19 protein-coding genes are annotated in these 20,649 nt (G+C 68.4%); 13 read left to right on the top strand and 6 right to left on the bottom strand.

The genetic code is table 11. From position 1 onward, the window contains the following. The first annotated feature begins 11 nt into the window (after nucleotides 1-11). The 3 genes from ligA (at nucleotide 12) to H4281_RS18775 (ending at nucleotide 3,377) form a co-directional block, all read left to right on the top strand. The gene (gene ligA, locus H4281_RS18785) at nucleotides 12-2,171 is read left to right on the top strand and encodes an NAD-dependent DNA ligase LigA (RefSeq protein ID WP_182892236.1); all 2,160 of its coding nucleotides are present in this window, start codon (nucleotides 12-14) and stop codon (nucleotides 2,169-2,171) included. Next, nucleotides 2,164-2,658 carry a GNAT family N-acetyltransferase gene (locus tag H4281_RS18780; protein ID WP_182892235.1) on the top strand — a complete coding sequence of 165 codons (495 nt, stop codon included), beginning with the start codon at nucleotides 2,164-2,166 and terminating at the stop codon, nucleotides 2,656-2,658. The genes ligA and H4281_RS18780 overlap by 8 nt, the downstream gene beginning before the upstream one ends. A 317-nt stretch (nucleotides 2,659-2,975) precedes the next feature. Then, nucleotides 2,976-3,377 (top strand): PASTA domain-containing protein, encoded by a 402-nt coding sequence (locus H4281_RS18775; RefSeq protein WP_182892234.1) that lies wholly within the window; start codon nucleotides 2,976-2,978, stop codon nucleotides 3,375-3,377. Between the two features lie 240 nt (nucleotides 3,378-3,617). Here H4281_RS18775 and H4281_RS18770 read toward each other — a convergent pair whose 3' ends face one another. After that, nucleotides 3,618-4,271, bottom strand: coding sequence for an ACT domain-containing protein (locus tag H4281_RS18770; protein ID WP_037367388.1), 654 nt, complete (start codon nucleotides 4,269-4,271; stop codon nucleotides 3,618-3,620). Between the two features lie 221 nt (nucleotides 4,272-4,492). Between H4281_RS18770 and gatC the strand changes: the two genes are divergently transcribed. From gatC to H4281_RS18750, 4 genes are read left to right on the top strand one after another with little or no spacing between them, the layout of a single operon-like run. Then, the gene (gatC, locus tag H4281_RS18765) at nucleotides 4,493-4,792 is read left to right on the top strand and encodes an Asp-tRNA(Asn)/Glu-tRNA(Gln) amidotransferase subunit GatC (protein WP_037811790.1); all 300 of its coding nucleotides are present in this window, start codon (nucleotides 4,493-4,495) and stop codon (nucleotides 4,790-4,792) included. Continuing rightward, nucleotides 4,789-6,306 (top strand): Asp-tRNA(Asn)/Glu-tRNA(Gln) amidotransferase subunit GatA, encoded by a 1,518-nt coding sequence (gatA, locus tag H4281_RS18760; RefSeq protein WP_182892233.1) that lies wholly within the window; start codon nucleotides 4,789-4,791, stop codon nucleotides 6,304-6,306. Before gatC ends, gatA begins: the two co-directional genes overlap by 4 nt. Then, nucleotides 6,303-7,808 carry an Asp-tRNA(Asn)/Glu-tRNA(Gln) amidotransferase subunit GatB gene (gene gatB, locus H4281_RS18755; RefSeq protein WP_182892232.1) on the top strand — a complete coding sequence of 502 codons (1,506 nt, stop codon included), beginning with the start codon at nucleotides 6,303-6,305 and terminating at the stop codon, nucleotides 7,806-7,808. The genes gatA and gatB overlap by 4 nt, the downstream gene beginning before the upstream one ends. After that, nucleotides 7,809-8,327 carry a hypothetical protein gene (locus H4281_RS18750; protein ID WP_182892231.1) on the top strand — a complete coding sequence of 173 codons (519 nt, stop codon included), beginning with the start codon at nucleotides 7,809-7,811 and terminating at the stop codon, nucleotides 8,325-8,327. It begins immediately after the preceding gene. A gap of 375 nt (nucleotides 8,328-8,702) precedes the next feature. Here H4281_RS18750 and H4281_RS18745 read toward each other — a convergent pair whose 3' ends face one another. Then, complete coding sequence (locus tag H4281_RS18745) at nucleotides 8,703-9,911, bottom strand: PQQ-dependent sugar dehydrogenase (RefSeq protein ID WP_182892585.1); 1,209 nt, start codon at nucleotides 9,909-9,911, stop codon at nucleotides 8,703-8,705. A gap of 58 nt (nucleotides 9,912-9,969) precedes the next feature. Here H4281_RS18745 and H4281_RS18740 point away from each other — a divergent pair, with 58 nt between their 5' ends. Both H4281_RS18740 and H4281_RS18735 read left to right on the top strand, forming a co-directional pair. Next, nucleotides 9,970-10,878, top strand: coding sequence for a 2-hydroxyacid dehydrogenase (locus H4281_RS18740; RefSeq protein ID WP_182892230.1), 909 nt, complete (start codon nucleotides 9,970-9,972; stop codon nucleotides 10,876-10,878). Nucleotides 10,879-10,983: 105 nt separating this feature from the next. Next, nucleotides 10,984-11,559, top strand: a complete 576-nt coding sequence (locus H4281_RS18735) for a DoxX family protein (protein ID WP_182892229.1) — start codon at nucleotides 10,984-10,986, stop codon at nucleotides 11,557-11,559. A gap of 603 nt (nucleotides 11,560-12,162) precedes the next feature. Here the strand turns inward: H4281_RS18735 and ilvD are convergent. Both ilvD and H4281_RS45625 read right to left on the bottom strand, forming a co-directional pair. After that, nucleotides 12,163-14,007 carry a dihydroxy-acid dehydratase gene (gene ilvD / locus H4281_RS18730; protein ID WP_182892228.1) on the bottom strand — a complete coding sequence of 615 codons (1,845 nt, stop codon included), beginning with the start codon at nucleotides 14,005-14,007 and terminating at the stop codon, nucleotides 12,163-12,165. Between the two features lie 72 nt (nucleotides 14,008-14,079). Further along, complete coding sequence (locus tag H4281_RS45625) at nucleotides 14,080-14,661, bottom strand: PH domain-containing protein (protein WP_237598331.1); 582 nt, start codon at nucleotides 14,659-14,661, stop codon at nucleotides 14,080-14,082. A gap of 324 nt (nucleotides 14,662-14,985) precedes the next feature. Between H4281_RS45625 and H4281_RS18720 the strand changes: the two genes are divergently transcribed. The 4 genes from H4281_RS18720 (at nucleotide 14,986) to H4281_RS18705 (ending at nucleotide 18,796) form a co-directional block, all read left to right on the top strand. Then, nucleotides 14,986-16,875, top strand: coding sequence for an acetolactate synthase large subunit (locus tag H4281_RS18720; protein WP_220507455.1), 1,890 nt, complete (start codon nucleotides 14,986-14,988; stop codon nucleotides 16,873-16,875). Beyond that, nucleotides 16,872-17,378, top strand: coding sequence for an acetolactate synthase small subunit (ilvN, locus tag H4281_RS18715; RefSeq protein WP_009074017.1), 507 nt, complete (start codon nucleotides 16,872-16,874; stop codon nucleotides 17,376-17,378). The genes H4281_RS18720 and ilvN overlap by 4 nt, the downstream gene beginning before the upstream one ends. A 42-nt stretch (nucleotides 17,379-17,420) precedes the next feature. Beyond that, nucleotides 17,421-18,434 (top strand): ketol-acid reductoisomerase, encoded by a 1,014-nt coding sequence (ilvC, locus tag H4281_RS18710; protein WP_009074019.1) that lies wholly within the window; start codon nucleotides 17,421-17,423, stop codon nucleotides 18,432-18,434. A gap of 98 nt (nucleotides 18,435-18,532) precedes the next feature. Next, nucleotides 18,533-18,796: a DUF397 domain-containing protein gene (locus tag H4281_RS18705; RefSeq protein ID WP_182892226.1), complete on the top strand. Its 264-nt coding sequence runs from the start codon at nucleotides 18,533-18,535 to the stop codon at nucleotides 18,794-18,796. A gap of 163 nt (nucleotides 18,797-18,959) precedes the next feature. On the opposite strand, the gene H4281_RS18700 is transcribed toward H4281_RS18705, so the two are convergent. Then, a complete protein-coding gene (locus tag H4281_RS18700; protein ID WP_220507454.1) occupies nucleotides 18,960-19,784 on the bottom strand; it encodes a M55 family metallopeptidase in 825 nt (274 codons plus the stop codon). A 219-nt stretch (nucleotides 19,785-20,003) separates the two neighbouring features. Then, a complete protein-coding gene (locus H4281_RS18695; RefSeq protein ID WP_220507453.1) occupies nucleotides 20,004-20,564 on the bottom strand; it encodes a TetR/AcrR family transcriptional regulator in 561 nt (186 codons plus the stop codon). Nucleotides 20,565-20,649: the final 85 nt, after the last annotated feature.

The following is a 20,649-nucleotide window of genomic DNA, read 5'->3' as shown; positions in this document are numbered from 1 at the left end:
GCTCACCACCTGTGAGCAGCACCGACCTTCCCCAAGACCAGGTGGCCGTGGAGGCCGCCCAGGACGTGACCGACGTACCGGCCGACGTGCGCGAGCGGCACGGCGCGCTTGCCGAGGAGATCCGCGGCCATCAGTTCCGGTACTACGTGCTGGATTCGCCGATCGTCTCCGACGGTCAGTTCGACGCGCTCCTCGGCGACCTCCAGGAGATCGAAGACGAATATCCGGCGCTGGTCACGCCGGATTCGCCGACCCAGAACGTCGGCGGCACGTTCTCCACCGAGTTCACCGCGCACGACCACCTCGAGCGCATGCTGAGCCTGGACAACGTCTTCGACACCGACGAGTTCCTCGCCTGGGTCGAACGGGTCGAGAAGGAAATCGGGTCCACGGAGTACCTGGCCGAGCTGAAGATCGACGGCCTGGCCATCAACCTGCTCTACGAAAACGGCAAGCTCACCAGGGGGCTTACCCGCGGCGACGGGCGTACGGGCGAGGACGTCACGCTCAACATCCGCACCCTCGATCAGGTGCCGGACCAGCTCACCGGCACCGACGAGTTCCCGGTGCCGAAGCTCGTCGAGGTGCGCGGCGAGGTCTACTTCCGCGTCGAGGACTTTCTTGAGCTGAACGCGAAGATGGTCGAGGCGGGCAAGCCGCCGTACGCGAACCCGCGGAACACGGCTGCCGGGTCGCTGCGGCAGAAGGACCCGAAAATCACCAGGGAGCGCCGGCTGCGGCTGATCTGCCACGGCCTCGGCAAGCGCGACGGTTTCGAGCCGGTTACGCAGTCGCACGCCTATGACGCGTTGGCGGCTTGGGGATTGCCGGTGTCGCCGCACACGCGAGTGCTGCGGACGGGCAAGGAGCTCACCGATCACATCGCCTATTGGGGTGAACATCGGCACGACGCCGAGCACGAGATCGACGGTGTGGTGATCAAGGTCGATCAGGTCGCTTTGCAGCGCCGGCTCGGCACCACGTCGCGTGCGCCACGGTGGGCGATCGCGTACAAATACGCGCCGGAAGAGGCGATCACGACGCTGCTCGACATCCAGGTCGGCGTCGGACGCACAGGACGGGTCACGCCGTTCGCTGTCACCGAGCCAGTCAAGGTCGCGGGCTCGACGGTCGCGCGCGCGACGCTGCACAACCAAGAGGAGGTCAAGCGCAAGGGCGTGCTGATCGGCGATCGGATCGTGATCCGCAAGGCCGGCGACGTGATTCCCGAGGTGCTCGGCCCCGTCGTCGACGCGCGGACCGGTGACGAGCGCGAATTCGTGATGCCCACCGAATGCCCGGAATGCGGCACGGAACTCGCTTATCAAAAGGAAGGCGACAAGGACATCCGGTGCCCGAACACCCGGTTCTGTCCTGCGCAGCTGCGGGAACGGCTGTTCCACCTCGCTGGCCGCGGTGCGTTCGACATCGAGGTGCTCGGGTATGAGGCGGCGGTCGCACTGCTCGACGCCAGGGTGGTCGCCGACGAGGGCGACGTCTTCGACCTCACCGAGGAGGCGCTCGCCGAGGTGGAGTTGTTCCGCACCAAGGCCGGCGACCTGTCGGCGAACGCGCGGAAGCTTCTGACGAACCTCGATTCGGCGAAAGACCGTCCGCTGTGGAAGGTGATCGTCGCGCTGTCGATCCGGCATGTCGGGCCGACTGCGGCACAGGCGCTCGCGCGCGAATTCGGCTCGTTGCAACGGATCGAGGACGCGAGCGAGGAGGAGCTCGCGGACGTCGACGGCGTCGGCCCGACCATCGCGCACGCCGTGCAGGAATGGTTCGAGGTCGACTGGCACCGGGAAATCGTCGAAAAATGGCGACGGTCCGGGGTTCGGATGGAGGAAGAGCGCGACGAGTCCATCCCGCGGAATCTCGAGGGCTTGTCGATCGTGGTGACCGGTTCGCTGGACGGGTTTTCCCGTGACGAAGCGAAGGAAGTCATCATGGCGCGGGGCGGCAAGGCCGCGGGGTCTGTGTCGAAGAAGACGGCGTTCGTCGTAGTGGGCGATGCTCCCGGGTCGAAGTACGACAAGGCTGTGCAGTTGAAGGTGCCAGTGCTGGACGAGAACGGGTTCCGTGCGTTGCTGGAGCGCGGCCCGGAAGCGGCCGCGGAATTGGCGCTCGACACCGGTGCGGACGAGGAAGCTGAGGGCGGCGATGAGTGAGGTGGAGATCCGTCCGGCGCGGCCGGATGAGTTCGAGGCGCTCGGCGAGGTGACTGTCGAGGCTTACCGGATCGAGGGTTTCTTCGACACGGACGCGGCATACGAGGCGAAACTTCGTGACGTGTCGGGACGTGCTGAGCACGCTGAGTTGCTGGTCGCGGTCGGTCCGGACGGACAGGTCCTTGGCTCGGTCGCGATCGTTCAGCCGGGGAGCGAACTGTCCGAGATTTCCCGGCCGGGGGAGTTGGAGTTCCGCATGCTCGCGGTCGCGGAGGCGGCGCGCGGGCGAGGGGTCGGGGAGGCGCTCACCCAGGCGGTGCTGACTCGGGGCCGGGAACTCGGCGTCGACCGGGTCGTGCTGAGCAGCCTCGACGTGATGCGGAAGGCGCACCGGCTCTACGAGCGGATCGGGTTCCGGCGCTTGCCGGGGCGGGACTGGCATCCGCATCCGGGGGTCAACCTGATCGCCTACGAGTACGGCTTCTGACCTCTCGTTACTGCAGGTCAAAGACTTTTGCCGGTTTTTGGCGAAAGCGTGGGACGGGGGTTGCCGCCGGTTTTCGCCGTTGAGTGGCGACGGTTTGGCGAACCCGCGCCGGCTTTCGTCAGGTACTGGTGGGCGCTTTGGCGGTGCTGGCGGTGAGCGTGTGTAGGGCGGGAGCGGTCAGGGACGTCGCTTGCGGACGGTTGCGCGCGCGTCTGTTTGGCGAGATTCGACGGGGTACGGGCTGTAACGACTAGATGTCTGACTTCGACTCAAGCTGTCACGCGTGAAGTACCGACTCGTACCGAGGAAGCGTGATCATGGCGAAGTTCGTTCAATCCGCAGTACCGGTCGTTGGCGTTGCCGCGTTTCTTGCTGTTGCGTGCAACACGGCACCGCAGCCTGGTGGCACCTCAACGACAGTCACGATCGAGACCGTGACTGCGACGGCAGCCCCGTCAGCGACAGCGACCGTGAGCGCGCCGGCCAGCGCTGCGCACTCGGCGACGATCAAAGTCCCTGACGTGTCCGGCATGAACCATCAGGACGCGCAGGACGCCATGCAGGCGGCTGGGCTGTACAACCTGCGAGAGGTCGATTCGTCCGGGAAGAAGCGGATGATGATCATCGATCGGAGCTGGTGTCAGACCGGGCAGGATCCCAAGCCTGGAACCGTGGTTTCTGCTGACACAGTCGTCACCCTCTTTGCCGACAAGTGCTGATCGCTCGGCGCACCCAGGGGAATCGGTAGCCGTTAGCGGGCAATGCCAGCTTCTTGAGGGAGATTGTCTGCGCTTGAGGACAGTCGAAGGCGACTGAACTCAAGTGCAAAGAACGGCCGAGTCAGCCTTGAATCGATGCTGGCCGCGGCGTTCGACCGGCGGATTATCGGCAACCGAGATCGGCCAAATGCTTAACTCGATCGCCTTCAAAGCTTCAGGACAGCTGACCCAAGCCTTGGGTCACCCGTCCAGAACCACCGCGACGATCCCGGCGAAGTGCGCCAGCCGAGCGACTTCCGCGGCACGGAAGTTGGGCCCGCCCGGCCGGGCGACGAGCATCGCCTTCCCCGGTTTGCCCAGCGGAGTAGCGGCTAGTTCGGTGCCGAGTTCCTTCCACGTCTCCGGAACCCACGAATCCTCGCCGTCCAAGACCGTCGCGCGCTCCAGCGGCAGCCATGGCAAGTCCGTGAACGGGTTCTCCGGCGCCGCGCTCGACGAAGCCAAGCGGCGAGGTCCCGATTCCGAATGTTCGACGATCACCGCCCACCCGGCGCGGATGATCTTCGGCACACCTTCGGCGAGCAAATCCAGCCCGGCCTTCGGCTGCGCGGCGATCTCCTCGACAAGTTCGAGTTCGCGATGGGTGTCGAGGATGCCCGCGTACGGCCGCACCGCGTCGACCTCGACGCCTTCCACGCTCTCGGCCGCGGTGATCAGCGCGTCCGGGAGCCGGCCCGACGGGAGTTCGACCACCAGGTCGTCGATCGCGAGCCCGCCGCCGCGTTCCACCACGTCCACGCTCAGGATGTCGGCCCCGACCGTGCCGAGCGCGGTCGCGACCGCGCCGAGGGTGCCGGGGGAGTCCGGTAGCTGGACCCGGATCAGGAACGACACCACGCGCCCCTCTCGCCTCAGGCGTCCCAGCCCTGTCGTGGGACGCGCTTGCCGGGCGCCGATTGTGACAGACCGGGTACCCGCGGGGGCCCGCTGTCCGGCAAGCGGGACGCCCTGCCCGGCGCCCGCGGCCCGATAACCCGGTCGAACCGTCCGACGCCGTCACCATAGACTTGCAGCTTCCGAGAGCACCCGCACAGCACACCCCGGGAGTCACCCGCGTGCCCAACATTTCCCGAGACGAGGTCGCACACCTCGCCAGGCTGGCCAGGCTGGCCGTGACCGACGACGAGCTGGACGTTTTCGCCGGCCAGCTCGACCAGATCCTGGACTCGGTCGCGAAGGTCAGCGAAGTCGCCGAGGAGGACGTCCCGCCGACCTCGCACGCCGTGCCGCTGACGAACGTCTTCCGCGAGGACACCGTCCGGCCCAGTCTCGAGCAGCAGGACGCGCTGGCCGCCGCGCCGGCCGCCGAGGACGGCCGGTTCCGGGTGCCGCGGATCCTGGGAGAAGAACAGTGAGCGAACTCGTCAAGCTGACCGCCGCCGAACTGGCGGCGAAGATCCACTCGCGCGAGGTGTCCGCCGTCGAGGTCGCGCAGGCGCACCTGGACCGGATTTCCGCGGTGGACGACCACGTGCACGCATTCCTGCACGTCGACACTGAAGGCGCGCTCGGCGCGGCCAAGGCTGTCGACGAGCAACTGGCCGCGGGAGAGCAGCCCGCGTCGCCGCTGGCGGGCGTCCCGCTGGCGCTGAAGGACGTGCTGACCACGAAGGGCATCCCGACGACCTGCGGGTCCCGCACGCTCGAAGGATGGCTGCCGCCGTACGACGCGACCGTCACGCGCAAGTTGCGCGAAGCGGGCGTCGTGATCCTCGGCAAGACGAACATGGACGAGTTCGCGATGGGCTCCTCCACGGAGAACTCGGCGTACGGCCCGACGCACAACCCGTGGGACCACGCGCGCATCCCGGGCGGTTCGGGCGGTGGCTCGTCCGCGGCGATTTCGGCGTTCGAAGCGGCTCTCGCGATCGGCACGGACACTGGCGGCTCGATCCGCCAGCCCGGTGCTGTCACCGGCACAGTGGGCGTGAAGCCGACGTACGGCGGTGTGTCGCGCTACGGGCTCGTGGCGTTCTCGTCTTCGCTCGATCAGGCCGGGCCGTGCGCGCGTACGGTGCTTGACGCCGCACTGCTGCACGAAGCGATCGCTGGCTACGACCCGATGGACTCGACATCCATCAACGCGCCGGTGCCCCCGGTTGTGGCCGCGGCGCGCGAAGGCGCTAAGGGCGATCTGTCCGGCGTACGCGTCGGCGTCGTGAAGGAGTTCGGCGGCGACGGTTACCAGGCAGGCGTGCTGCGGTCGTTCGAGGCTGCCGTGGAGCAGCTTCGCGCTCTCGGCGCCGAAGTGGTCGAGGTGTCGTGCCCGCACTTCACGTACGCGCTGCCCGCGTACTACCTGATCGCGCCGAGCGAAGCGTCGTCGAACCTCGCGCGCTTCGACGCGATGCGGTATGGCCTGCGCGTCTCGGACGACGGCGAGCACAGCGCCGAAGAAGTGATGTCGCTGACCCGCGAGAAGGGCTTCGGCGCTGAAGTGAAGCGTCGCATCATGCTCGGCACGTACGCGCTTTCGTCGGGCTACTACGACGCGTATTACGGCTCCGCGCAGAAGGTGCGCACGCTCATCACTCGCGACTTCACGCAGGCCTTCGAGAAGGTCGACGTGCTCGTGTCGCCGACGACGCCGACCACGGCGTTCAAGCTCGGCGAGCGCGTGGACGACCCGATGGCGATGTACCTCGCCGACCTGTGCACCATCCCGTCGAACCTCGCGGGCAACGCCGCCATGAGCGTCCCGAGCGGACTGTCCGACGAGGACGGACTGCCGGTCGGCCTGCAGATCATGGCCCCGGCGCTCGCCGACGACCGGCTGTACCGCGTCGGCGCCGCGTACGAGGCCGCGCGCGACGCCGCTGCCGGCGGCTCGCTCGTGCACCAGGCTCCGGAGCTGGGAGGAACGAAGTGACTGCCGTGGCCGAGTTGATGGACTACGCCGAGGTCATCGAGCGGTTCGACCCCGTGCTCGGGCTCGAGGTCCACGTGGAGCTCAGCACGAACACGAAGATGTTCTGCGGCTGCGTCAACGAGTTCGGCGGCGAGCCGAACACCAAGACGTGCCCGACCTGCCTTGGGCTGCCCGGTTCGCTGCCGGCCGTGAACGGCAAGGCGGTCGAGGGCGCGATCCGGATCGGTCTCGCGCTCAACTGCGAGATCGCGGAGTGGTGCCGGTTCGCCCGGAAGAACTACTTCTACCCGGACATGCCGAAGAACTTCCAGACGTCGCAGTACGACGAGCCGATCGCGTTCGACGGCTACCTCGACGTGACACTGGACGACGGTGAGGTCGTGCGCGTCGAGATCGAGCGCGCGCACATGGAGGAGGACACCGGCAAGTCGCTGCACATCGGCGGCGCGACCGGGCGAATCCACGGCGCCGAGCACTCGCTGCTCGACTACAACCGCGCCGGCGTGCCGCTGATCGAGATCGTGACCAAGCCGATCACCGGCACCGGCGAGCGGGCGCCCGAGGTGGCGCGCGCGTACGTCACCGCACTGCGCGACCTGCTGCGGGCGCTCGACGTGTCCGACGTCCGCATGGACCAGGGCTCGCTGCGCTGCGACGCGAACGTGTCGCTGATGGCCAAGGACGCGACGGAATTCGGCACGCGCACCGAGACGAAGAACGTCAACTCGCTGCGCAGCGTCGAGCGCGCGGTGCGGTACGAGATGACGCGCCAGGCGGCGATTCTCGCCGAAGGCGGGTCGATCCGGCAGGAGACGCGGCACTTCCAGGAGGCCGACGGCACCACGTCGTCTGGTCGTGCCAAGGAAACCGCGGAGGACTACCGGTACTTCCCGGAGCCCGACCTCGTGCCGATCGCGCCGTCGCGCGAGTGGGTCGAGGAGCTGCGCGCGACGCTGCCGGAGATGCCGTGGGAGCGGCGCAAGCGGATCCAGGAAGAGTGGAAGCTCTCCGACGAAGCGCTGCGCGACCTGCTGAACGTCGGTGCCGTCGACCTCGTCGCTGCGACGGTCGAGGCTGGCGCGACGCCGGACGAGGCGCGCGGCTGGTGGGTCAACACGCTGGCGCAGGAAGCGAACACGCGCGAGGTCGAGCTGACCGAGCTGGCGATCACGCCGGCGCAGGTCGCCGAGGTGATCGGGCTCGTGTCCTCCGGGGAGCTGACGAACAAGCTCGCCAAGGAGGTCGTGCAGGGCGTTCTCGCGGGCGAAGGTTCGCCGCGCGAGGTCGTCGAGAAGCGCGGCCTGAAGGTCGTCTCTGACGATTCGGCGCTGCTCACCGCTGTCGACGAAGCCCTGGCCGCGCAGCCGGACATCGCTGACAAGATCCGCGGCGGCAAGGTCGCCGCGGCGGGCGCGATCGTCGGCGCGGTCATGAAGGCGACCAAGGGTCAGGCCGACGCCAAGCGGGTGCGCGAGCTGATCATCGAGCGCGTCGGTTCCTGAGTGGCTTTTTCGCTTCGACGCGTCACCTGGCGCGAGTGGCTCGGCCTGGCGGCCGGGCTGCTCGCGGTCGGGTCGACAGCCTTGCCCTGGACCGTGTTGTCGGCGGACACCGCGACGTCCGACGTCCGCGAAGCATTCGGGACGTTGCCGCACAGCGACGTCGTGCGCACGGCATGGAATTCGGATCTCTTCTCGTGGGGTCCGCCGCTGCTGCTGGCCGTGGTCGGTCTTGCGGTGGTGCTGTTCGGGCAGGTCACCAAGGCACGGGTGAGCGGGTTGCCGCAGTTGTGGCTGGTGGGCGGCCTGGCGACGGTGTTGCTGATGGTGATCGGCTGGACGACGCTGGACTGGGTTTTCGACAGCGATCAACGGGCGTTCCTGGACGCTGCTGGGGTGTCGATCTCGGGTGGGCTCGGGCGGTATCTGGGGATGGCATTCGCGGTCGGCTCGGTCGTGGTGGCGATAGTGGACATCCGGGCGGCTCGGGCGGAGAGCCGGGCTCCCCGTCGTCGCCGCTGAACGGCGACGCGGGTCGGTCCTGGCTGGGCTTCTGCCAGATCTGCCGCTCAGTGGCGACGGGGCCTCTCGTCGACTGGCTTCGGCGGGTTCGCTGCTAGCTGGCTACAGGCCCCTCGGATCGAGAGTTGGCCCTTGTCGGATTGGGCGTTGAGCGGCGACTCATGCCCAGTGGGGACCCGGCCTGGTGGATTCGCCATTTAGCGGCGACGCTGGCTGGGCCGTCATGTCGGTCGGGAGCGCTGGGCACGGCAAGGGTGCGGTTCGAGTGGAAGCAGAATGTCGTGTGGCCGGGGTCAGGCTGTCGCCGCCAAGTGGCTAACCGCAGGTCAGCCGGTCAATTGAGCCTGGGAAAGGCTCGGCTCGGTGTGTCCGACGTCAGTCCTTGCCCGGACCGCCGCCCGTGTCGCTCACCACGATCAGGACCACGCGGTCGTCACTGGAGACCGGTTTGCCGCCGTCCTTGTTGACGGTTCCGGCGACGGCCAGTTGAGGGTTGATCATGCTCATGGCGGAGAGCCGGCCGTACGTCGTGGCGGCCTTGCTTTTGCCGTCGAGGGTGACCGTCGGCTTGCCGGTGACCGCGCCGTCCTTGTTGACCGGCACGTTCTGCATGCCGGTGGACGACGCGATGCCGAGGATGCCGTTCGCGTCGACGAAATCGACGCAGCCGCCTAGGGACGGCTTGTCCTGCCAGGTCCACGCGGGTGTGCTGAGCGGCTGTCCGGGCTGGAGGCGGTACACGGCGTCCGGGCCGCTGGCTGGGTGATCGGTCACCCACGTGCGCTTCCCGTCGGACGAACGGCAGATGCCGCCGGGGGAGTGCAAGCCTGCGGCATAGACGGCGGACCCGGACGTGGGATTGCCGGTCGCTGGCTTCCCGGAGACGTCGATGCGCAGGACCTTGCCTGCCAGGGAATTCGGGTCCGCGGCCGCGGCAGGATTGCCTGCGTCGCCTGTCGCGACGAGCAGTGCGCCGCTTCCGTCGCTGGCCAGCGCACCGCGGTTGCCGGTCGGGCCCTTCGGGATTCCGGTCAGCACCGGCTTCGGAGCCTGGCCCTTCGCGAACCGCACGACTCGGTTGTCCGACGCCGTGGTGATGTACGCGAAGACCAGTTGATCCTCGACATAGCTCGGCGACAGCGCCAGGCTAGTGAGACCTCCGTCGCCGTCGGCCTGGACGTCCAGTTGCGCGAACGACGTCGCGTCATGGCCCGAGCCGGCCAGCATCACCCGGCCGGTTTTCCGTTCACCGGCGAGAGCGGCGGGCGCGGATCCTTCGCCGGGAAGTCCGGCGACGGCGGCGACTGTGTCCAGGCAGGTGGCGATGACGGCCTTGTCGAAGTCCTTGCAGCCCTGCGGAGGCGGAACCGGCGAGGGCGGCGCTTGCGCGGGGCCATTGCGGGGACCGCTGCCGGGGCCGTCGCCGTGCTCCTGGACCTGCGGCGGCGATTCCGGGCTCGGCACCGGCGCGGGGGTGAACGTCTGGCCGGCGGCGGTGTCGTCGAACCGGGCGCAGCCGGAAAGCACGAGGCCGCCGCAGGCGAGGAGGGCCAGCGGCGCCGACCACCGGTACCGGGTACGCATGATGCCCCAGCCTAGGTGGGGCGGCGTGAGCCACTCGTAAGTGGTTACCGTGGTGATCATGACAGTCACCGTGCTGGTCCCGGACGACGAGGGCGTCGCCGTGCTGTCCGAAATCCCCCTCGTGCACGCGGTGCGTTACGAATGGGGCCGTCCGTTGCCGCCAGAGGCCGCGAAAGCCGAGGTGCTCGTCCCGGCCATGGATTCCGCGGGCGACGACATCTGGAGTGATCTGCCGAACCTCAAGCTGGTGCAGCTCCTGACCGCGGGCGCGGAGGACTGGGTCGGCCGCGTCCCGGACGGCGTTCTGCTGTCCACCTGTCGCGGTGCGCACAGCGGCAGCATGGCGGAGTGGGTCGTCGGCGTGCTGCTGTCGATGTACCGGAATCTGGACGTCTACGCGGCGGCACAACGAGCGGGACGCTGGGAGCAGCTGCCGTCCGACACGTTGCAGGGCCAGCGCGTGCTGATCGTCGGGGCCGGGGACGTCGGGCGGCAGTTGCGGCGGCGGTTGGAGCCGTTCGACGTTCGCTGCACGATGGTCGGGATGTCGGCGCGTGAGGGCGTGCACGGTGTCGATGAGTTACCGGAGCTGCTGCCGCACCACGATGTGGTGGTCATGATGGTCCCCCTCACGTCGCGGACGCGGGGCATGGTCGACGCTGATTTTCTTGCGGCGATGCGTGATGACGCGGTACTGGTCAATGCTGCCCAAGGGCCTGTCGTGGTTACTGACGCGCTGGCGGCGGAGCTGACGGCCGGAAGGCTTCGAGCCGCGCTCGACGTGACCGATCCCGAGCCGTTGCCGGACGGCCATCCGCTGTGGACAGCGCCCGGTTTCGTGCTGACGCCGCATGTGGCCGGAGCGGTGCGGGGCGTCCGGCGGCGCGCTTATTTGGTGGCTGCGGCGGAAATCGCCCGGTACGCTGGCGGAGAGCTACCCGGCAATCTCGTGCGCGGCGAATACTGATCATCTCCCGGATGTCTGCCCGGCACTCAGGGTGAACCCTGAAAGAGCCCCTGACCTCGGCGTGCTCGCTCGCGGGTCACGGCTGAATCCCCTAATCTTCGCCGCGTGACCACTCAAGGGGACGACTACCAGACCAGCGTGCTGTCCGGTGTCGAGGACTCTGCCGGCAACGACTACGACGAACCGCGGCAGGGCGGTCTCGGCTTCGGCCTGCTCGTCTTGCGCCTGGGGCTCGGCGTGATCATGGGTGCGCACGGCCTGCAGCATCTGTTCGGCGCTTTCGGCGGACCGGGCGTCGGCGGGTTCGCGCACGTGCTCGAGATGTTCGGGTACCACAAACAGACGACGCTGCTGTCGTGGATCACCGGCATCACTGAGGTCGCGGGCAGTGCGCTGGTGATCGTCGGCCTGTTCACGCCGCTCGCTGCGGCGGGGCTGCTGGGCGTGGCCGCGAACATCGTCTACGCGAAGTTCCACGGCGGTTTCTTCCAGGGCACCGGCCAGGGCTGGGAGTACGAGCTGCTGCTGGGCCTGTGTGCGCTGACGCTGATCTTCACCGGCGCGGGCACCATCTCGCTGGAGCGGAACACGCCGTGGCGGAAGCGGCCGTTGCCGCTGGGGCTCATCTCGTTGCTGCTGGCTGCGGCTGCGTCTGTGGTCGTCATCGTTCTGACTCGCTGACCTGGTCCGAGCCTGTGTCGCTGACTGCGCGGAGCCGGTCGGAGGCGACGGCGAGGTTGACGGGGTGCCGGTCGTTGAGCGGGTCGTTCCGGTGTTGCCGTTTAGTGGCGAATGCCTGGTCGGGGCCGCAATCCGGGGCTCGGGGCTGGCGGGATTGGTTCGTGAGCGGCGACGTCCGACGTGGATTCGGCGGCTGGAGTTCGAGGATCGGCGTGGGCGGGCGGGCCGTGGCCATGGGGCGGCGACTCGTGTCGAGCGGGGTCCTGGGCTGGCGAAAGGGAGCGTTCGCCGTTTGGCGGCGAATGGTGCGGGCCGGGCACTTCGGGCTGGACGGAGCGACTATCCGACGTTGAGTGGCGGTTCGCCTTGATCGAGGTCCTTGGGCCCGCTGGGGGAGCGTTCGCCGCTTAGTGGCGAATGCTGCGGACCCGGGGACTCTGGCTGGCCGCGGCGACCGTTGTCCGTTGCGCGGAGAATCGTGTCGACCGGAACCGGGCGACAGCGCAATTCGAGATTTCAGCGGCGGGAGCCAGCTAGGCGAGACACGGAAAAGGGGCCCGCGCACCATGCGCGGGCCCCTTCCGGCAGAAGCGAACAGCAGGATCAGCGGTTCGGGTCCCGGACCGCGCCGGTGTCGGCCGACGTGGCCATCCGGGCGTAGGCCCGCAGCGCCGCGGTGATCGGGCGTTGCCGGTCCTTCGGCTGCCACGGACGTTCCGAAGCTTCCATCTTCGCCCGCCGTTCGGCCAGGATCTCCGGTTCGACCAGCAGCTCGAGCCGGCGTTCGTGGACGTCCAGGACGATCTGGTCGCCGTTCTCCACCAGGCCGATCAGACCGCCCGCGGCGGCTTCCGGCGAGATGTGGCCGACCGAGATGCCCGAGGAGCCGCCGGAGAAGCGGCCGTCGGTGATCAGGGCGCATTTCTTGCCGAGGCCGGATCCCTTGAGGAACGCCGTCGGGTGCAGCATTTCCTGCATGCCGGGGCCGCCTGCCGGGCCCTCGTAGCGGATGACCAGCACCTCGCCTGGCTGGATCTCCTTCTTGAGGATCGCCGACACGGCTTCCTCCTGGCTTTCCAACACCCGCGCCGGGCCCTGGAAGTGCCAGAGGTCCTCGTCGATGCCCGCGGACTTGATCACGGCGCCGTTCTCGGCCAGGTTGCCGCGCAGGATCGCGAGGCCGCCGTCCTTCGTGTAGGCGTGTTCGACGTCGCGGATGCAGCCGCCGGCAGCGTCGGTGTCCAGCGACGACCAGCGGTTTTCCGTCGAGAACGCCTGCGTGGTCCGGACCCCGCCCGGTGCGGCGTGGAACAGCTCCAGCGCCTTCTCCGACGGAGACTCGGCGCGGATGTCCCACTCGTTCAGCCACGTGGCGATGTCTGGCGCGTGGACCGCGTGCACGCCGGTGTTCAGCAGGCCGCCGCGGTACAGCTCGCCCAGGATGGCGGGGATTCCGCCGGCCCTGTGGACGTCTTCCATGTGGTAGTCGGAGTTCGGGGCGACCTTCGACAGGCACGGCACCCGCCGCCCGATGGCGTCGATGTCGCTGATCGTGAAGTCGACCTCGCCCTCCTGCGCGGCGGCGAGGATGTGCAGCACGGTGTTCGTCGACCCGCCCATGGCCATGTCGAGCGCCATCGCGTTCTCGAACGCCTCCTTCGTGGCGATCGAACGCGGCAACGCGGACTCGTCGTCGGAGCCGTACCAGCGCTTGCACAGCTCGACCACCGTGCGTCCGGCGTTGGAGAACAGCTCGCGCCGGGCCGCGTGCGTCGCGAGCGTGGAACCGTTGCCCGGCAACGACAAACCCAGCGCTTCGGTGAGGCAGTTCATCGAGTTCGCGGTGAACATGCCGGAGCACGAACCGCAGGTCGGGCAGGCGGAGCGCTCGACCTCGGAGAGACCGGCCTCGTCGATCGCCGAGTTCGCGGACGCCGCGATGGTGGTGATCAGGTCGGTCGGGGCGTGCGCGACGCCTTCTACGACCACCGCCTTGCCGGCTTCCATCGGACCGCCGGAGACGAACACGGTCGGGATGTTGAGCCGCATCGCGGCGTTGAGCATGCCCGGCGTGATCTTGTCGCAGTTGGAGATGCACACCAGCGCGTCGGCCTGGTGCGCGTTGACCATGTACTCCACCGAGTCCGCGATGATCTCGCGCGAGGGCAGCGAGTAGAGCATGCCCGAGTGGCCCATCGCGATGCCGTCGTCGACCGCGATCGTGTGGAACTCGCGCGCGATGCCGCCTGCTTCGGCGACCGCCTCGGCGACGATCTCGCCGAGGTCCTTGAGGTGCACGTGGCCGGGCACGAACTGGGTGTAGGAGTTGGCGATCGCGACGATCGGCTTGCCGAAATCGCTGTCGGTCATTCCGGTCGCACGCCAGAGCGAGCGTGCGCCCGCCGCGTTGCGACCGTGGGTGGTGGTCCGGGAACGGAGGTGCGGCACGGCATTCTCCCAGGTCAGAAGGCTGAACCAGGCGGAGGGGAACTACGGCTCCGCAAACTGGTCCTACCAATTCTACTCGGCTGGTTTGCCGTTGCCGCCGCCGGTCCGCTCCGCGTCGGCGGAAGGCTCCGGCTCAGCGGGCTCGGGAGAAGGCTCCGAAGCGGGTTCCGTGGCGGATTCCTGAGCGGCGTCCGGCGCGGTCTCGGCGGCGGCCGGTTTCCGCCCGCTGAGCTCCTCGTCGCTCAGCACGCCCGACGGGTCCTTGATCTTGCCTTCGCTCACCAGTGCCAGTACCGGAAGGTGCCGCGTCCGCACCGTGGGAAGGCTGACCTGAGTGTCGTCGCCGAGGACCGCTCGCACGCGGGCCTTGTTCGTGATCGCCAGGCCCTTGAGCGACGACCACGGCAGGTCGCGCTTGCCGAAGACGGTCCGGACGTGCAGCCCCTCGCGGGTCGCGACGGTGCGCGTGCGCGCGACGAACACGAGCAGCGCGAGCGGGAAGACGTACAACCACTGGAATCCGCCGATCTCGCCCAGTGCGATCGGTGTCACACAGACGGTCAGCAGACCGATCGCGAGATACGCCGTGGTCGGGATCCGGAACACGGCCTTCCGGCCCTCGTCCGCACGCTGGTCCTGCTGTTTCTTGGCCACGCAGGAATGGTGCACCGACGCCGGGAGTGACCTGCGTCCGGGTCGCGCGCGGGCAGTACTGGCCGTCCACGATGCGGAACCGCCGTCCCGTAGAGTTGACACTCGCCCGGGCGCGCGACTAACGTCGGGGCCGTGATTACGCAGACCGGTCTCGTACTTCCCCAGCGCGCCGACGCTTAGGAAGAGTCCTCTGCGTCGACGCGCGACCCTCGTGCGACCTTACGGTCGGCGGGGGTTTTTTGTTGCGTGAAACCGGTTCCCCGACCGGAAGTACGGCCCAGACAACCCGAACGAGTGACACCGAGAACCCACGAGGCAGAACCGATGACCAGTGCCACGTCGCGCAGCGACGCGAAGCCCGGGCCGACCGCGCCCGGTGTCCCAGGAGCACGTCCGAAGCCCGCCCCGCCGGCGGGTACGCCGGTGCGCGTCACCGGCGCGCAGTCGCTTGTCCGCTCGCTCGAGGCGGTCGGCGCGGAGGTCGTGTTCGGCATTCCGGGTGGCACCATCCTTCCCGCCTACGACCCGTTGCTCGACTCCACGAAGGTCCGGCACGTCCTCGTCCGCCACGAGCAGGGCGCCGGGCACGCCGCCACCGGTTACGCGCAGGCGACCGGCAAGGTCGGCGTCTGCATGGCCACCTCGGGTCCGGGAGCCACGAACCTCGTCACCCCGCTGGCCGACGCCAACATGGACTCGGTCCCGGTCGTCGCCATCACCGGGCAGCAGTCGCGCGGCCTGATCGGCACCGACGCGTTCCAGGAAGCCGACATCTGCGGCATCACCATGCCGATCACCAAGCACAACTTCCTCGTCACCGACCCGGCGGAGATCCCGCGGGCCATCGCCGAGGCGTTCCACCTGGCCGCGACCGGCCGCCCGGGCCCGGTGCTGGTGGACATCCCCAAGGACGTGCTGCAGGAGATGACCTCGTTCTCCTGGCCGCCTGAACTGCGACTGCCCGGCTACCGCCCGACGCTGCGGCCGCACGGCAAACAGGTCCGCGAGGCCGCGAAGCTGATCGCGCAGGCCCAGCGGCCGGTGCTGTACGTCGGCGGCGGCGTGATCAAAGCCGAGGCGTCCGAGCAGTTGCGCGAACTCGCCGAACTGACCGGCATCCCGGTCGCCACCACGTTGATGGCGCGCGGCGCGTTCCCCGATTCGCACCGCCAGCACGTCGGCATGCCCGGCATGCACGGGTCCGTCGCCGCGGTCGCCTCGATGCAGCGTGCTGACCTGCTGGTCGCGCTCGGCGCCCGGTTCGACGACCGGGTCACCGGCCAGCTGTCCTCGTTCGCGCCGGACGCGAAGATCGTCCACGCGGACATCGACCCCGCCGAGATCTCCAAGAACCGCAAGGCGGACGTGCCGATCGTCGGCGACTGCAAAGAGATCATCGGCGAGCTGATCGACGCGGTGAAGACCGAGTTCGAGCGCGCCCGTCCCGACCTGAGCGACTGGTGGACGCAGGTCGACTCGTGGCGCGAGGACTACCCGGCGGGCTACGAATGGCCCGACGACGGGTCGCTGTCGCCGCAGTACGTCATCGAGCGGATCGGCGAGCTGGTCGGCCCGGACGCGGTGTACGCCGCGGGCGTCGGGCAGCACCAGATGTGGGCCGCGCAGTTCGTGAAGTACGAGAAACCGCGCACCTGGATCAACTCCGGCGGCCTCGGCACCATGGGCTTCGCCGTCCCGGCCGCGATGGGCGCGCAGTTCGGCCTCCCGGACACGCAGGTGTGGGCGATCGACGGCGACGGCTGCTTCCAGATGACCAACCAGGAACTCGCCACGTGCGCCATCGAGGGCGCGCCGATCAAGGTCGCCGTGATCAACAACGGCAACCTCGGCATGGTCCGGCAATGGCAGAACCTGTTCTACTCCGAGCGGTACTCGAACACCGACCTCGGCACGCACAAGCACCGCATCCCGGACTTCACGCTGCTGGCCGAGGCGCTCGGCTGCGCCGGCCTGCGCTGCGAGGCCAAGGAGGACGTCGACGCGACGATCCGGCGCGCGATGGAGATCAACGACCGCCCCGTCGTGATCGATTTCGTCGTGGGGAAGGATGCCCAGGTGTGGCCGATGGTCGCCGCGGGCACCGGGAACGACGAGATCATGGCCGTCCGCGGCATCCGGCCGCTGTTCGACGACGACGAGGTTTCGCAGGAAGCCGCTGCCGAGGCCGCCGCCGCGGAGGGAGAGCAAGCATGACTGTCCACACGCTGAGCGTGCTGGTCGAGAACAAGCCCGGTGTGCTCGCCCGGGTCTCCGGACTGTTCTCCCGCCGCGGCTTCAACATCGAGTCCCTTGCTGTCGGGCCCACGGAGAACCCCGAGGTGTCCCGGATGACGATCGTGGTCGCCGTTGAGGAGCTACCGCTCGAACAGGTGACCAAACAGCTCAACAAGCTGGTGAACGTGATCAAGATCGTCGAGCTGGAGGCTGGCAGCGCGGTGCAGCGCGAACTGCTGCTCGTGAAGGTCAGGGCCGACGCCACCGTGCGCAGCCAGGTCCTCGAGACCGTCCAGCTCTTCCGCGCCAAGGTGGTGGACGTCTCGCCGGAGGCGCTCACCGTCGAGGCGACCGGGACGTCGGACAAGATCGGCGCGCTGCTGCGGATGCTGGAGCCGTACGGCATCCGCGAACTCGTCCAGTCCGGCATGGTCGCGGTGGGCCGCGGGGCCCGCTCGATCACCGCCGCTTCTCCCCGCTGAACCTCAGATTTCGTGTAAGTACGGAAGGAAGTAGTACCCCCCATGGCAGTGGAAATCTTCTACGACGACGACGCCGACCTGTCGATCATCCAGGGTCGCAAGGTCGCCGTGATCGGCTACGGCAGCCAGGGCCACGCGCACTCGCTCAGCCTGCGCGACTCGGGCGTCGACGTCCGGATCGGCCTGCAAGAGGGGTCCAAGTCCCGGGCGAAGGCCGAGGAGCAGGGCCTGCGCGTGCTGTCGGTCGCCGAGGCGGCCGCCGAGGCCGACGTGATCATGATCCTCGCGCCGGACACGAAGCAGCGCTTCATCTACGAAGAGCACATCGCGCCGCACCTCAAGGACGGCGACGCGCTCTTCTTCGGCCACGGCTTCAACATCCGGTACGACCTGATCAAGCCGCCGGCGAACGTCGACGTCGCGATGGTCGCCCCGAAGGGCCCGGGCCACCTGGTCCGCCGCCAGTTCGTGGACGGCAAGGGCGTGCCCTGCCTGATCGCGGTCGAGCAGGACGCTTCGGGCAACGCCCAGGCGCTCGCGCTCTCCTACGCCGCGGCGATCGGCGGCGCGCGGGCCGGCGTCATCAAGACGACCTTCACCGAGGAGACCGAGACCGACCTCTTCGGCGAGCAGGCCGTGCTGTGCGGCGGCGCGTCCGCGCTGGTGCAGACCGGTTTCGAGGTGCTCACCGAGGCGGGCTACGCCCCGGAGATCGCGTACTTCGAGGTGCTGCACGAGCTGAAGCTGATCGTCGACCTCATGTATGAGGGCGGCATCGCGCGCCAGCGCTACTCCATCTCCGACACCGCCGAGTACGGCGACCTCACCCGCGGCCCGCGCGTCATCTCGCCCGCCGTCAAGGAGGAGATGAAGAAGATCCTGGGCGAGATCCAGGACGGCACCTTCGCCCGCGAGTGGGTCGCCGAGGACGAGGCGGGCCGGCCGAACTTCACGAAGCTCGAGGAGCAGGGCAACCAGCACCCGATCGAGAAGACCGGCAAGAAGCTCCGCGACCTGATGTCGTGGGTGGACCGGCCGATCACCGAGACCGCCTGACCCGTTTCCCTTGAGGAGGCCCTGCTGTCCGTTTGCCGGACGGCAGGGCCTCTTTTCGTTTCAAGGCGTTGCCGCTGAATGGCGGATACGCTGTGGCGATGAGCCGCCCGACCGACGACAAGGCGCACATCCGGCACGAACTCGACCTCACCGGCGCGACTTGGATCCGCGCCGAACCGGCGGGCGTGACCCTGGAGCATTGCGCGGAGTACGCGTTCGTCCCGCATTCGGACGGGGTGACCTACGTGGCCATCCGGCAGCCGACTGATCCGGACGGGGCGGTGCTGGTGTTCACGCCTTCGGAATGGGACGCGTTCACGCGCGGGGTCCGGGACGGCGAGTTCGAGTTGCCCGAGTCGTAGGGCTTCGTTTTTGGGGGCCGTTTCTGGCCGGGAATCCGGCCGGACTGCTGGTGGACGGCTGTTGCCGTTTAATGGCGAATCTGACGTTGCGGCGCGATTGCCCAGGTCAGAGGCTCGGGCGCGTCTTCGTGCGGGGCTTCGCGGCTGGGTCCGGCTGTCCGGATCAGAAGGCTCCGAGCGTCGCGATGAGTTCGGTGACCTGGTAGGCGGTCGGGAAGTCCGGCGCTTGATAGCGGAGAGTGCACCCGTCGGCGAGTTCCATTCCCGGCACCAGCAGTGCGTGTTCGGTCATCCGAGGCCGATGCACCTGGACTTCCAGTTCGACCGGGCCGTCGAAGCGCAGCGGACAAACGTCCTCCCGGCTGGCCAGAGCTTCGGGTACCGCGTGCTCGATTTGGCTGCATGCCTCGTCGGGATGCAGCATCGCGGCCGCGCGAGCACCTAGCGCACGTTTGACCACCACGGAGCGGATGCCAGGTGCGACTTCGGCCGCCTCAGCGGCCACGGTGTCGTCGCCACTTGCCAGCACCGGCGGTACGCCGTAGTGCGCCGCGAGCGCGGTGTTCAGACCGAGTTCGCCCAAAGAACGGCCATTGCAACGCACGTCCGCGACCGTCCCGCCGGAGATCGTGTGCGCCATGACCGAGCGGGGCGTGCCGGCCTTGCCGTGGTAGCCGATGAACAGCACCGCGTCCGTGTTCTCGGCCAATCCCGCCATCATCCCGCCGGGCTTGGGCGAGCCGCGGAGCAGTTCGGCACGTCGGTCCAGCAGTTCGGGCAGGAGATTCCGGAAGCTAGCGTGCGCCTCGGTGACCTGGACCTCTGCGGCTGCGTCATACGCGAATACGCCGCGGACGGCGGCGTTGGCCTCGGCGGTGAGCAGCTTGCGGTTGCGCTCGTATTCGCTGTGCCCGGGAATGACGTCGTCGCCGTGCACGACTCCGGCGATTCCCTCCATGTCGACCGAGACGAGCACCCGCATCTCCATCACGCCCTTCTTGGCGATTCATGGTCAGGACTGTCACCCTATCGAGCGATTCCGTGCGTGGGCGGCGATCGATCGCCTACGCGGCTGCGGCGTTCTCGGGTGCGTGGACGCTCGGTCGATCGTGGGTTTCGCCGATTCGCGGCTACTTCGACTTCGCTGGGCCAGATCGTGTCGCGTCAGATTCGCCGCTAGGACGCCGATGACGATGCGCGGGCTGGTTCAAGAAGGCAGGAAGATCGCGGCCGCTGCGTCGGCAAGTGCATCGGGGCTCGGCGAATCCGCCTCGGTTTGGGCCAGGTGCAGCAGCCCGAGAATAGCCGCGTAAGCGACCCGCGCCCGGTGCGCCGCCTCATCCGGCGTGCAGCCGAGTTCGAGATACGTGCTGGTCAGCAGGTTAAGTCGGGCTTGGTTGACGCGGCTGACCGCGTCTTTGACCCGCGGGTCGTTGCGGTCGCCGAGCAAGCTGAGGTGCACCGACGGGGCCAACGGCTGGACGGCGCGCACAACGGCGGTGAGCAGTTCGCGCAGCCGTCGCCGCGGATCGGCAATTGCCGCGTACTCGGCGAGCCCCGCTTCGCCGTGGCTTCGCCCCCAATCGGCGAGAGCCGCGGTGATCAGCTCGTCCCGGTTGCGGAAGTGCGCGTAGAAGCTGCCCTTGGTCACGCCGAGCGTTCTCGCGAGCGGTTCGACTCCGACCGCGGCCAGCCCGCCGTCCGCGATCGCCTTCAGCGCGGCCCGCGTCCAGTCCTGGGCGGACAGCCGGGGCGAATCGTTCACCATGCGCGGAGGATACGCCACCGTATTGACGGTCCCGCTCGCGCTGGATACGGTGGCGTATCCATACGCATCCGTATCCATACGATGC

This window comes from Amycolatopsis dendrobii (assembly GCF_014145675.1).
Classification (GTDB): Bacteria; Actinomycetota; Actinomycetes; order Mycobacteriales; family Pseudonocardiaceae; genus Amycolatopsis; species Amycolatopsis dendrobii.
The sequence above is the reverse complement of the archived record's forward strand: the minus strand, read 5'-3'. Positions and strand labels throughout refer to the sequence as shown.